Annotated in this window: 6 protein-coding genes; 5 read left to right on the top strand and 1 reads right to left on the bottom strand. The window is 64.6% G+C overall.

Annotated features, from left to right (window positions below):
* Nucleotides 1–3: 3 nt before the first annotated feature.
* Nucleotides 4–1,965 (bottom strand): 4-alpha-glucanotransferase, encoded by a 1,962-nt coding sequence (gene malQ, locus QSV46_RS04685; RefSeq protein ID WP_314947166.1) that lies wholly within the window; start codon nucleotides 1,963–1,965, stop codon nucleotides 4–6.
* A 227-nt stretch (nucleotides 1,966–2,192) separates the two neighbouring features.
* On the opposite strand from malQ, the gene QSV46_RS04680 reads away from it, so the two are divergent.
* From QSV46_RS04680 to treZ, 5 genes are read left to right on the top strand one after another with little or no spacing between them, the layout of a single operon-like run.
* A complete protein-coding gene (locus tag QSV46_RS04680; RefSeq protein ID WP_314947163.1) occupies nucleotides 2,193–4,139 on the top strand; it encodes a maltotransferase domain-containing protein in 1,947 nt (648 codons plus the stop codon).
* Nucleotides 4,140–4,151: 12 nt separating this feature from the next.
* Nucleotides 4,152–7,442, top strand: coding sequence for a maltose alpha-D-glucosyltransferase (gene treS, locus QSV46_RS04675; protein WP_314947162.1), 3,291 nt, complete (start codon nucleotides 4,152–4,154; stop codon nucleotides 7,440–7,442).
* Nucleotides 7,435–9,582: a 1,4-alpha-glucan branching protein GlgB gene (glgB, locus tag QSV46_RS04670; RefSeq protein ID WP_314947160.1), complete on the top strand. Its 2,148-nt coding sequence runs from the start codon at nucleotides 7,435–7,437 to the stop codon at nucleotides 9,580–9,582. The genes treS and glgB overlap by 8 nt, the downstream gene beginning before the upstream one ends.
* Nucleotides 9,583–9,585: 3 nt before the next feature.
* Complete coding sequence (gene glgX, locus QSV46_RS04665) at nucleotides 9,586–11,664, top strand: glycogen debranching protein GlgX (protein ID WP_314947158.1); 2,079 nt, start codon at nucleotides 9,586–9,588, stop codon at nucleotides 11,662–11,664.
* Nucleotides 11,661–13,415 carry a malto-oligosyltrehalose trehalohydrolase gene (treZ, locus tag QSV46_RS04660; RefSeq protein ID WP_314947156.1) on the top strand — a complete coding sequence of 585 codons (1,755 nt, stop codon included), beginning with the start codon at nucleotides 11,661–11,663 and terminating at the stop codon, nucleotides 13,413–13,415. The genes glgX and treZ overlap by 4 nt, the downstream gene beginning before the upstream one ends.
* The last annotated feature ends 1 nt before the right edge of the window (nucleotide 13,416 follow it).

Raw genomic sequence — 13,416 nt, 5'->3', positions numbered from 1 at the left:
CGATCAACTCCTGCCGGTCAGCGAACGTTCCCGCGTCGCGGCCTTCAGCGCTGCGAGATCGACCTTCGAGGCGATCTTGTCGAGGGCGACAGGCAGGCGCTGGCGCCAGTTCGGGTGCTCGTCGATGGTGCCGGGAATATTGGGCTGATCGATGACGCCGAGCAGATCCTCCAGGGAGATCGCCAGAAGCCGCGACGGCGTGCGCGACAGGAAGGCGAGCACCGAATAGAGATCGTTGGCCTTGATGCCGTTCTGGCGCAGGATGTCATCGAGCATGCCGAGCGCATCCCAGCGCGCTTGGTCATTCTCGCCCGGATCCAGCCCGAGCGAACGCTTCATCTTGAGATCGCTGAACGAGCGCCAGCCGGCATAGGTCGACAGGTCATGCGTGTTCAGGGTCACCAGCGCGTTGGGCCGGTAATGGTCCACAGGACGGAAATGGCCGGCATCGTCGCGCTCGAACATCATGACGAGGTAGGACCAGATGCCGAAATCCTGCATGGTCTCGCGAAATCCTTCCGGCACGGTGCCGAGATCCTCGCCGATCACAATGCATTTATGGGCCGCGCTCTCGCGCGCCACGGCGCCAAGCAGAGCCTCGAACGGCATCTGCACATACGCGCCGTTGTCAGGCTTGAAGCCGCGCGGCACCAGGTACAGCCGCTTCAGGCCCAGCACGTGATCGAGCCGAATGGCGCCGGCATGGCGCATCGACGCCGCCAGCATGTCCGCGAACGGCACGAAGGATTGGGCCTCCAGACCACCGGCATTGAAGCCGGCAAGACCCCAGTCCTGCCCGATGGTGTTGAGCACGTCAGGCGGTGCGCCGACGGCGAGATGGCGCGAGATCGCCATCTGCTCGTTCCAGGCATCGAAGCCATTGGACTGCACACCGACGGCAACGTCGAGATAAAGTCCGACCCGCATGCCGAGCTGGCCGGCCAGCTCCTTGGCCGCATGCAATTGGCTATCGGCCGTCCACTGCGCGAACTCGACGAACTCGACCTCGCGCTTGTCCGGGCCATTGCGCAGCTCGGCGCATTTGGCTTCATCCGGACTTTGCCATTCCTGCGGCCATTCCCACCACGGCCGGTTGAAGCGATGACGCAGCACCTCGAAGCAGGCAAAGCGCGACAACAGCGGCGCGCGGTCGGCGCGGAAGGCGTCGAACTGGTTGCGGCGGACACCGCTCGCGCTCTTGACGAAGCTGTCGAAGGCAGCGCGCAGACCTAGCCATTTCAACGCCGCCATGTCGGCATAGGGCACCCGCTCGCCGTCACGCAGCCGCGCTGCGGTCGCAGCCGCGTCGGGGACGAGGTCGGCGGAAAATTCCGGGATGGCCTCAACGTCAATATAGAGCGGATTGAGAAACAGCCGGCTGTTCGGCGAATAGGGGCTGCAATCGGCGGGATGATCGTCGAACAACACGTGCAGCGGGTTGAGCCCGACGCCGTCGGCGCCGAGCTGCTTGGCGAGCCGGACGAGGGCTGCGAGGTCGGTAAAATCGCCGATGCCCCAATTGCGGTCGGAGCGGACGCTGTAGAGCTGCACGGCGAGCAGCCAGCCGCGATCGAAATCGCCGCCGAAGGCGCGCTCGGGCGCCACGATCATCGGCACCTCTTCGGTCACGCCTCCCGCATCGGTGAGCGTCAACCGGTGGTAACCGAGCGGCAGGCCGGCGGGCCAGGCGATGACGGGCTCGCGCGTCTCGCCTTGCGCGATCACATTGCCGTTGCCGGTGATCTTCCATTTGAGCGGCGGCGCGCCCATGGCCGCCAATTCCGTGCGCGGATGTCCCAAGGCGCGAACCACCACGGGCCCGCTGGCGAAGCGATAAACCCGCTTTTCCGGCAGGGCATCGAGAATGGATTTGAGCGCCTCGGGCGCGGTGACCCGCAGCTTTCCGAGGGCATCGACGAATTCAGACTGGACGCCCTTGATCCGGGCTTGAGCTAAAAGATCCATTCGGCACGCAGCTTGCAGGCCATAGTTTGGCCGGGGGCATGATTTTAACGAGGCGGTGGAAGACGTTAGTCGGGCTTAACTCGCAGACCGCAGTCGGACTTAACTCGCAGACCGCGCTGGCCGTTCCCGACGGAACTAATGACACACAACCGGCTTTCTATATAGGTACCAAGCGTAGGTTCCCGACAAGGGAAACGGGCTCCTGCTTTCTTGTCAATGGCATCACCGTGAACAAGACAATTCAAACTGTCGAGAGTGCCGCAGCCGGCAGCGCTTTCCTCATCGAGGACGTCTATCCCTTGGTCGATGGCGGCCGCTTCGCCGTGAAGCGGGTCGCGGGCGAGCGGGTCGAGGTCTGGGCCGATATCTATCGCCACGGCGACGCCGTCGTCAGTGCCTCGCTGATCTGGCGGCGCGAGCAGGACCGGGAATGGCGGAGCGAGCCGATGACCCTTCACGGCAATGACCGCTGGTCCGGCGCATTCACGCCCGTCGAGCCCGGCCAATATGTCTATGCGATCGAGGCCTGGACCGACGAATTCGCCACCTGGTCCCACGCCGTGGCGTGCAAGCAGCGCACCGGAGCCGATGTCAGCCTCGATGCGATCGAGGGCGCCGGCCTCCTGACCAAGGCGCACGGCGCGCGGCAGGACGCCGCGGCGCTCATCATCAGGCAGTGCGATGATTACCTTCAGACCGGCGATGTCGCTCCGCTGCTTGCAACCGAGCTCGGCGAGGCCATGGCCGAGAGCCAGCCGCGGCCCGACCTCACCCGCTCGCCAAGCTTTCCGCTGATCGTCGATCGCGACAAGGCACGCTTCGGCGCCTGGTATCAAATGATGCCGCGCAGCCAGAGCGTCATGCCCGGCCGGCACGGCACGCTCCGCGACTGCATCGCGCGCGTCCCCGATCTCGCCGCGATGGGCTTCGACGTGCTCTATTTCACGCCGATCCATCCGATCGGCCACACCCGCCGCAAGGGGCGCAACAATTCGCCGGCGGCGAGCGAAGGCGAGCCCGGTTCGCCCTATGCGATCGGCAGTGTCGAGGGCGGACATGATGCGCTGCATCCCGAACTCGGCACCATCGAGGATTTCCGCGCGCTGGTCGCGACCTGCCTCGAATACGGCCTCGAGCTGGCGCTCGATTTCGCCGTGCAGTGCTCGCCGGACCATCCCTGGCTGACGCAGCATCCGGAATGGTTCAAAAGGCGGCCGGATCGTTCGGTGCGGACGGCGGATGGGCCCTATTCCGACATCGTCATTCCCGATTTCGCCTCCGTCGACCGGGCCGGGCTGTGGAATGCGTTCCGCGATGCCATGCTGTTCTGGATCGACCATGGCGTCACCATCTTCGCCATCGACAATCACGACACCGCGCCGCTTGCATTCTGGGAGTGGCTGATCAGCGACATCCGCCGCCGGCATCCCCAGGTGATCCTGTTCTCCAAGACGTTTGCAAGGCCCAAGCTGATGAAGGGCCTCGCCAAGCTCGGCTTCGCGCAATCCTTCAGCTATTTCCCCTGGCGCACGGAGAAATGGGAGCTGGAGCAGTATCTGGGCGAGCTGACGCGCTATCCCGAGCGCGACTTCTACCGGCCGAACCTGTTCGTGAACACGCCGGACCTGCTGCCGTACCATCTCCAGAGCGGCGAAGCCTGGGCGTTCAAGTCGCGCGTTGCGCTCGCCGCGACGCTGTCGGGCAGCTTCGGTATCTACAGCGGCTTCGAACTGCTCGAGCACGAGGCGATCCCCGGCCGCGAGGAGTATCTCGATTCCGAGAAGTACCAGATCAAGCAGCGCGACTGGGACAGGCCCGGCAATATCAAGCCCTATATCGCCGCGCTCAACCGCATCCGCAACGACAATAGAGCGCTTCAACAGACGGCGAATGTGCGCTTCCTCGGCATCGAGGACGGCGAGACGATCGCCTTCGCCAAGGAGGCGACCGATCCAGGGAATACCGTCATCGCCGTCATCGCGCTGTCGCGCCGCGCGCGCGAATTTTGGTTGCCGCTCGGCGATCTCACCATCGACGTCGGCGGCGAACGCCGCCATGTCGCCGCACTCGAAAATCTCCTCACCGGCGAACGGTCCCGCATCGAATGGGGCGGGATCAAATTGCGCATCGATCCCGACCGCGATCCGGCGCTGCTGTTCCGCGGCCTGGCGTAAGAGGCGCACGCCATGAATGTTTTGTCTTCCGTCGACACCAAGAAGGCCGAGGCTGCCGAGATCGTGGATGAGCTCTGGTACAAGGACGCCATCATCTACCAGCTCCACGTCAAGGCGTTTGCCGACAGCAACAATGACGGCATCGGTGACTTCGCCGGGCTCACCGAGAAGCTGCCTTATCTCCAGGAGCTCGGCGTCACGGCACTGTGGCTGCTGCCGTTCTATCCCTCGCCCGGCCGCGACGACGGCTACGACATTGCCGATTACGGCTCGGTCAATCCCGATTTCGGGACGATGAAGGATTTCAAGCGCTTCATCCAGGAAGCGCAGAAGCGCGGCCTGCGCGTCATCACCGAGCTCGTCGTCAACCACACCTCCGACCAGCACAATTGGTTCAAGCGCGCACGCCGCAGCCATCCGGGCTCGAGCGCCCGCAACTGGTACGTCTGGAGCGACACCGACCAGAAATACCAGGGCACGCGCATCATCTTCACCGACACCGAGAAGTCGAACTGGACCTGGGATCCCGAGGCCGGCGCGTTCTATTGGCACCGCTTCTTCTCGCATCAGCCGGACCTCAATTTCGACAACCCGCGCGTCGTCAGCGCGCTGATCCAGGTGATGAAGCGCTGGCTGGATGCCGGCGTCGACGGATTCCGCCTCGACGCCATTCCATATCTTTGCGAACGCGACGGCACCAACAACGAGAACCTCCCCGAGACGCATGCGATCATCAAGCGGCTGCGGCAGGAGCTCGACGCCTACTCCAAGGGCAAGCTGCTGCTGGCCGAGGCCAATCAATGGCCGGAGGACGTGCAGGAATATTTCGGCCGCGGCGACGAGTGCCACATGGCCTACCACTTCCCGCTGATGCCGCGGATCTATATGGCGATCGCGCAGGAGGACCGCTTCCCGATCACCGACATCCTGCGCCAGACACCGGACATTCCGGCGAGCTGCCAGTGGGCGCTGTTCCTGCGCAATCATGACGAGCTGACGCTGGAGATGGTGACCGACGTCGAGCGCGACTATCTCTGGAGCACCTACGCCAACGACCCGCGCGCCCGCATCAATGTCGGCATCCGCCGGCGCCTTGCGCCGCTGATGGACAATGACCGCCGCAAGATCGAGCTGATGAACTCGCTGCTGCTGTCGTTCCCCGGCACGCCTATCATCTATTACGGCGACGAAATCGGCATGGGCGACAACATCTATCTCGGCGACCGCAACGGCGTGCGCACGCCGATGCAATGGAGCCCGGACCGCAACGGCGGCTTTTCCCGCGCCGATCCGGCCCGCCTCTACGCTCCGCCGATCATGGACCCCGTCTACGGCTATGAATCGGTCAACGTGGAAGCGCAGTCGCGCAGCCTGTCATCGCTGCTCAGCGCCACCAAGCGGCTGATCTCGGTGCGCAAGTCGACACTCGCTTTCGGCCGCGGGACCATGACGTTCATCCGCCCGGCTAATCGCGCGGTGCTGGCCTATGTCCGGCAGTACCGCGACGAGGTGATCCTCTGCGTCGCCAATCTCTCGCGCGCCGCGCAGGCGACCGAGCTCGACCTGTCGCCGTGGAAGGACCGCATTCCGCAGGAGATGCTCGGTCGCACGCGTTTCCCGGCGATCGGCGAGTTGCCCTACATGATCACGCTCGGGCCCTACGGCTTCTACTGGTTCCAGCTCGCCGAGCGCGACAAGTCCGAGCCCGTGATGCCGCGCGCGGTGCCGGAATTCGAGACGCTGGTGGTGCCGGTGAATTCGAACTGGGTCTCGCTCGCCCGCGAGCGCGGCGTATTCGAGCGCGACGTGTTGCCGGGATTTTTGGCACGAACGCGCTGGTATCCCGAGCACAATCCGAAGCACATCAAGACCACGCTGACCTCGGCGGTGCCGTTCTGCGACATCGGCGACAACAGACCATGGATCGCGTTCTTCGAGGCGGCGCAGGACGGCGCCACGACGCGCTACGTCCTGCCGATGCAGATCGAATGGATGCGCTTCGACCGCGAACGCTTCAACCCGAAGGCACTTGCCGCCGTGCGGCAGGGCGCGCGCGAAGGCACGCTGCTCGACGTTGCGACCGAGCAGATCTTCATCGGCCTGTTCCTGCGCAATTTGTCGCAGAACCTGGTGGTGGACGAGAACAATCTGCGGCTGGAGTTCAAGGCCACCAGCCGATTTGCCGATTACACTATCAAGGAGCCCGAGCGCATCCGCGCGATCGAGCAGTCGAACAGTACCGCGCTGGTCGACAACCAGTATGTCGCGAAGATCTATCGCCGGCTCGAAGACGGCATCAGTCCCGAGATCGAGATCGGCTCCTATCTCACCGAGGTCGCCTGCTTCGCCAACACACCGGCGCTGCTCGGCCGCGTCGAGCTGGTCGAGAGCGGTCGAAACAGCGCGCTCGGCGTGCTGCACGCCTATGTCGAGAACCAGGGCGACGGCTGGACCGTGACCACGGGCTATCTCGACCGCTACATCGATGAGCAGCGGGTGCTGCCGCCGGGCGAGATGCCCCGCGAAACCCAGGAGCAGGCGCCCTATCTGCACTTCATGGCGCAGATCGGCCGGCGGCTTGCCGAGCTGCATGTCGCTCTCGCCGCCGCAACGCCCGACAATCTCGCCCCGGAGCCGATCGGGCCCGCACACATCGAGCACTGGGCGTCCGACCTCAAGGCACGGGCCGGGCGGATATTCGAACGGCTGGCCGATATCCGCGAGGGCCTGCGCGAGGGCGACCGTCCTCTGGTCGACCAGTTGATTGCGATGCGCGCGACCCTGCCCGACCATCTGAATGCACTCTTGCCATCCGACATCGGCGGGTTGAACATCCGTCATCATGGCGACTTCCGCCTCGGGCAAATTCTGATCGTGAAGGACGACATCTTCATCATCGACTTCGATGGCGATCCGCGCCTGCCGCTGGCCGACAAGCGGCGCAAGCTGCCTGCGGCGCGCGACGTCGCCGGCCTGATCCGCTCGATCGATCTTTCGGTTAACGCCGCGCTCAGCCGCGCGCTTACGGGGGCATCCGACGAGCAGGACCGGCTCGCGGCGGCACTCGGCGAATGGCGCGAACGCGCCACCGCGACATTCCTCAACGCCTACCGCGAAGCCATGACCGATCGACGGCTGTGGCCGGAAGACCGGCGACACGCGGAAGGCCTGTTAAGGTTCTTCCTGCTTGATCATGCGTTCGACGAACTAGAGTACGAGCTGTCCCACCGGCCTGAGGGGCTCCATGCGCCGCTGACCGGACTGCTTCGCATTCTGTCCAGTGAGAGCGAAGCCCATGCCTAAATTGCCAGCCGAGGCCTACGCGATCATCGAGGGCCGCCACTCCGACCCCTTCCACTATCTCGGGCTGCATCCCGAAGGCGGCAAGAGCGTGGTGCGCGCATTTCTGCCGGAAGCCTCGAATGTCGAGGCGGTGGGTGAACATGGCGAGGTGGCGAAGCTCGACCGCGTCCACGATTCCGGCCTGTTCATCGGCGCGCTGCCCAACGGCGCGAAGCACTACCAGCTCCGCGCCAAATTCGGCGACAAATTCGTCGAGTTCGAGGATGCCTACCGCTTTCCGCCGATCCTGACCGATTTCGACCTCTATCTGCTCGGCGAAGGCACCCATCAGCGGATCTACGACAAGCTCGGTGCGCATCCGATGCGGCTCGAGGGCATCGACGGCATCGCCTTCGTCGTGCTGGCGCCGAATGCACGGCGTGTGTCCGTGGTCGGCGATTTCAATTTCTGGGATGGGCGGCGCCACCCCATGCGGGTGCGCGGGGCCGGCTATTGGGAATTGTTCATCCCGCACGCCAAGGCTGGCGACCACTACAAGTTCGAGATCATCGGCCCGCATGGCCATCTGCTTCCGCTGAAGTCCGATCCGCTGGCGTTTGCGAGCGAGGTGCGCCCGAAGACGGCCTCGATCGTCTTCGACGAAGCACATCTGCCGCGGCCGCGCCCGGCACCGGACGGCATCAATGCGCTGTCGGCGCCGATGTCGATCTACGAGGTCCATCTCGGCTCGTGGCGGCGCAAGAACGGCGATGAATGGCTCACCTATCGCGAGCTGGCCGAGCAGCTGCCGGCCTATGCCCGCGACATGGGCTTCACCCATCTCGAATTCCTGCCCGTCAGCGAGCATCCGTTCGACGGCTCCTGGGGCTACCAGCCGACCGGCCTCTATGCGCCGACCAGCCGCTTCGGCACACCGGAGGATTTTGCCGCGCTGGTCGATGCCTGCCATCGCGAAGGCATCGGCGTGCTGCTCGACTGGGTGCCCGGCCACTTCCCCGACGATCCGCACGGGCTCGGCAGCTTTGACGGCACCTCGCTCTACGAGCACGCCAACCCGCTCCAGGGCCGCCATCTCGACTGGGGCACGCTGATCTACAATTACGGCCGCACCGAAGTGACCAACTTCCTGGTGTCGAACGCGCTGTTCTGGCTCGAGCGCTACGCGATCGACGGGCTGCGCGTCGATGCGGTGGCGTCCATGCTGTATCTCGACTACAGCCGTCCGCCGGGCGCGTGGATTCCGAACCAGTATGGCGGGCGGGAGAACATCGAAGCGATCGCGTTCCTGCGCCGCTTCAACACCGAACTGTTCGCGCGATTCCCGGAGGCGACCACGGCGGCGGAAGAGTCCACAGCATGGCCGCAGGTCTCGCGCCCGGTCGAATTCGGCGGGCTCGGCTTCGGCTACAAGTGGAACATGGGCTGGATGCACGACACGCTGAACTACATCAGCAAGGATCCGATCCATCGCAAGCATCACCACGGCGAGATCCTGTTCGGCCTGCACTACGCCTTCTCGGAGAACTTCATCCTGCCGCTGTCGCACGACGAGGTCGTGCACGGCAAGCGCTCGATCCTCGGCCGCATGCCCGGCGACGAGTGGCAGCGCTTTGCGAATCTGCGGGCCTATTACAGCTTCATGTTCGGCCATCCCGGCAAGAAGCTGCTGTTCATGGGCGCCGAGATCGCGCAAAGCCGCGAATGGAATCACGACCAGTCGCTCGACTGGCACCTGCTCGAATACAAGTACCATTCCGGCATCCAGGCGCTGATCCGCGATCTCAACCGGCTCTACCGCGCGGTGCCGGCGCTGCATCAGATGGATTGCGAGCAGGCCGGATTCGAATGGGTGATTACGGACGATGCCAATCGCAACGTGTTCGCCTGGCTGCGCAAGGGATTCGACGAACACGCGCGCTGTCTCGTGATCATCAACTTCTCACCGAACGTCTATCAGAACTACCGCGTTCGCGTGCCCTTTTCCGGGAAGTGGAAAGAGGTGTTCAACTCGGACTCCGCCCATTATGGCGGCACCAATGTCGGGAACATCGGCGAGGTTCATGCCGTTGACGGAAAGGCGCCCGAGCTGCGTCTCACCATTCCGCCGCTCGCCGCCATCTTCCTCGTCCCGGAAAGCTGACCGATGCGCCTGACTGCTGGATCGCCCGCGCGCCTCGGTGCAAGCTGGGACGGACGCGGCACCAATTTCGCGCTGTTCTCCGCCAACGCACAGAAGGTCGAGCTCTGCCTGTTCGACCCGCAAGGGCGCCGCGAGCTCGAGCGCGTCGAGCTGCCCGAACGCACCGAAGACGTCTGGCACGGCTATCTCAACGACGTCTCGCCGGGGCAGCTCTACGGCTACCGCGTGCACGGCCCCTACGAGCCCGAGCACGGCCACCGCTTCAACGCCAACAAGCTGCTGCTCGACCCCTATGCCAAGCGGCTCGCCGGGCGGCTGGTCTGGAGCGATGCGCATTTCGCCTACCGCACCGGCTCACCGCGCGAGGACCTGTCCTTCGACCGGCGCGACAACGCGCGCGGCATGCCCAAGGCCGTCGTGGTCGACGAAACCTTCAACTGGGGCCGCCGCGAGATCCGCCCAAACATCCCCTGGGAAGACACCATCATCTACGAGGCCCACGTCAAGGGCTTGACGCAGAAGCGCGACGACGTGCCGCCGAATTTGCGCGGCACCTATGGCGGTCTTTCCTCGCCGGCGATGATCGAGCATCTGAAGAAGCTCGGCGTCACCACGATCGAGCTTCTTCCGGTCCACAGTTTCGTCGACGACCGCATCCTGGTCGAGAAGAAGCTCGTCAATTACTGGGGCTACAACACGCTGTCCTTCTTCGCGCCGGAGCCGCGCTACGCCCAGGACAACGCGCTCGATTCCTTCCGCACCACGGTGGCGCGCCTGCACGATGCCGGCATCGAGGTGATGCTCGACGTCGTCTACAACCACACTGCCGAAGGCAACCATCTCGGCCCGACGCTGTGCTATCGCGGCATCGACAACGCTTCGTATTACTGGCTGAACCGCGAGAACCCGCGCTATTACGACGACTTCACCGGCTGCGGCTCCTCGGTGAACCTCACCCATCCGCGCGTGCTGCAGATGGTGATGGATTCCTTGCGCTACTGGGTCGAGGTCTGCCATGTCGACGGCTTCCGCTTCGATCTCGCCACCACTCTCGCGCGCGGACCGAACGGCTATGATCGCGGCAGCTCGTTCCTGACCGCGATCCGGCAGGATCCGGTGCTGGCGACCGTCAAGCTCGTCGCCGAACCCTGGGATCTCGGCCTCGGCGGCTATCAGGTCGGCGCGTTCCCCTCGCAATGGTCGGAGTGGAACGACCGCTATCGCAGCGCCATGCGCCGCTACTGGAGCGGCGAAGGCAGCCTGATCGGCGACATCTCCAGCCGCATGACGGCGTCGTCCGACCTGTTCAATCACGACGGACGGCGGCCGCGCGCCAGCATCAACCACATCACCGTGCATGACGGTTTCACGCTCGCCGACCTCTTCAGCTACAACGAAAAGCACAACGAGGCCAATGGCGAGGACAATCGCGACGGCTCCAGCGACAACCACAGCAACAATTGCGGCGTCGAGGGCCCGACCGACGATCCTCAAATCGTCGCGCTGCGGCGCCAGCTTCGCAAGAACGTGCTGGCCTGCCTGATGCTGGCGCAGGGCATCCCCCTGCTCCTCGCCGGCGACGAGGTCGGCAATTCGCAATCCGGCAACAACAACGCCTATTGCCAGGACAACGAGGTCGGCTGGGTCGGTTGGGACAATCTCGGCAAGGAGGGCGACGACATGATCGATTTCGTCGCCCAGCTCGCCGATATTCGCCGCCGCTTCTCGCAGCTCCGCAGCCATCGTTGGCTCGACGGCCGCCCCAAGGACGGCATCTCCTACGGCGCGCTGTGGCTGACGCCTGCCGGTGACGAGATGACGGAGAACGACTGGAAATTTCCGGAAGGACGGTTCCTCTCCTATGTGATGGGGCCGATGGAACCGGGGAGCGCCGCGATCTTTATCGTACTGAACGCCGCCCCCGAAGAGATCGCATTCAAATTGCCCAAAATGGCCGAATACAAGAGCTGGCAGCAGATCCTGAACACGACGGATGCCAAGCTGAACAGCGTTGATTTCCTGCCAGGAAGCGACAGCAAGGCGCCGCCGCGCTCGGTGCTCGCCTTCGCGGGGGCGCTATGAGGCCATCCTTCGGGGCGAGGCCGACGAAGGACGGCGTGTCGTTCCGCCTGTGGGCACCCGGTGCCCGCCGTGTCGATCTGTTGCTCGACAGGCGGCACGCGATGCAACGCCGACAGGATGGCTGGTATGTCGCCGAGATTTCCGGCCTGCCCGTTGGCAGTCCTTACAAGTTCAGGATCGACGACGAGATCGACGTGCCCGATCCGGCCTCGGCCTTCCAGCCCGACGACGTGTTCGGCCCGAGCGAGGTGATCGATCACGATGCCTTCGCGTGGCGCGCGAAAGATTGGCGCGGACGTCCCTGGGAAGAGACGGTGCTGATCGAGACGCATGTCGGCACCTTCGCCGCCGAGGGCACCTACCGCGCCATGATCGACAAGCTCGATCATCTCGTCGCGACCGGTATCACCGCCCTGGAGTTGATGCCGCTGGCCGATTTCGCCGGTCGTCGCGGCTGGGGTTATGACGGCGTGCTGTGGTATGCGCCGGACAGCGCCTATGGCCGTCCTGAGGACCTGAAGACGCTGATCGACGAGGCGCATCTGCGCGGGCTGATGGTGTTCCTCGACGTCGTCTACAATCATTTCGGCCCCGAGGGCAATTACCTGGGCCGCTATGCGCCGAGCTTCTTCACCGACGCGCACACGCCCTGGGGGAGCGCGATCGATTATCGCTTGCCGCAGGTGCGCGCCTTCGCGGTGGAGAACGCTCTCTCCTGGCTGACCGACTACCGCTTCGACGGCCTGAGGCTCGATGCCGCCAACCACATCATGGCGATTCCCGGCGAGCCATCGATGCTGCAAGACCTCAGTGTCGCCGCCGGCGAACTCGCCAAGGCGACGGGGCGGCACATTCATCTCGTGCTGGAGAACGGCGACAACCGCGCCAGCCTGCTCGATGCCGCGCAGGAGCCGCCCAACGGCAAGTATCGCGCCCAGTGGAACGACGACTATCATCACGTCTGGCATGTGATGCTGACCGGCGAGCTCGCCGGCTATTACGCCGACTACCAGACCCCGCGCATGGATCTTGCGCGTGCGCTGGCGTCGGGCTTCGTCTACCAGGGCGAGATCTCCGAGTTCTGGGGCAAGAAGCCGCGCGGCGAGCCGAGCGGCGATCTGCCGCCGGCGACCTTCGTCAACTTCCTGCAAAACCACGACCAGATCGGCAATCGCCCGCTCGGCGAACGGCTCGAAAGCCTGGCATCGCCGCAGCAGATCGAAGCCGCGCTCGCGGTCACCCTGCTCGCGCCGATGGTGCCGATGCTGTTTCAGGGCGAGGAATGGGGTTCGAGGGTGCCCTTCCCGTTCTTCTGCGACTTCAAAGGTGGCCTTGCTGATGCCGTGCGCAAGGGGCGCAGGCAGGAATATGCCTGGGCCTACGAGAAATATGGCGACGAGGTGCCGGACCCGCTCGACCCCGCAACGATGCAATCGGCCGTGCTCGACTGGGCCGGCCACACGCCGGAGCAGGATGCACGGCTCGCGCTGGTGCGGGAGCTGCTCACGGTCCGTATCAAGGAGATCGCGCCACGACTGAAACACGCGAAGTTCGGCGACGCCGCGGCGGCCGATGACGGCCTGCTCACCGCGTATTGGCGCATGGGCGACGGGACGAGGCTGCGCCTCACCGCCAATCTGTCCGACAAGGAGATCGCAGGTCCCAGCAACGCCACGGGCACGCCTATCTGGGGCGCAACCAACGGCGATCGGCTCGCGCCGTGGTCGGTGATCTGGCATCTCGGGGGTTAGC

It is taken from the genome of Bradyrhizobium cosmicum, from assembly GCF_032290525.1.
Taxonomy (GTDB): domain Bacteria; phylum Pseudomonadota; class Alphaproteobacteria; order Rhizobiales; family Xanthobacteraceae; genus Bradyrhizobium; species Bradyrhizobium cosmicum_A.
This window is presented reverse-complemented; position numbering and strand designations above follow the sequence as displayed.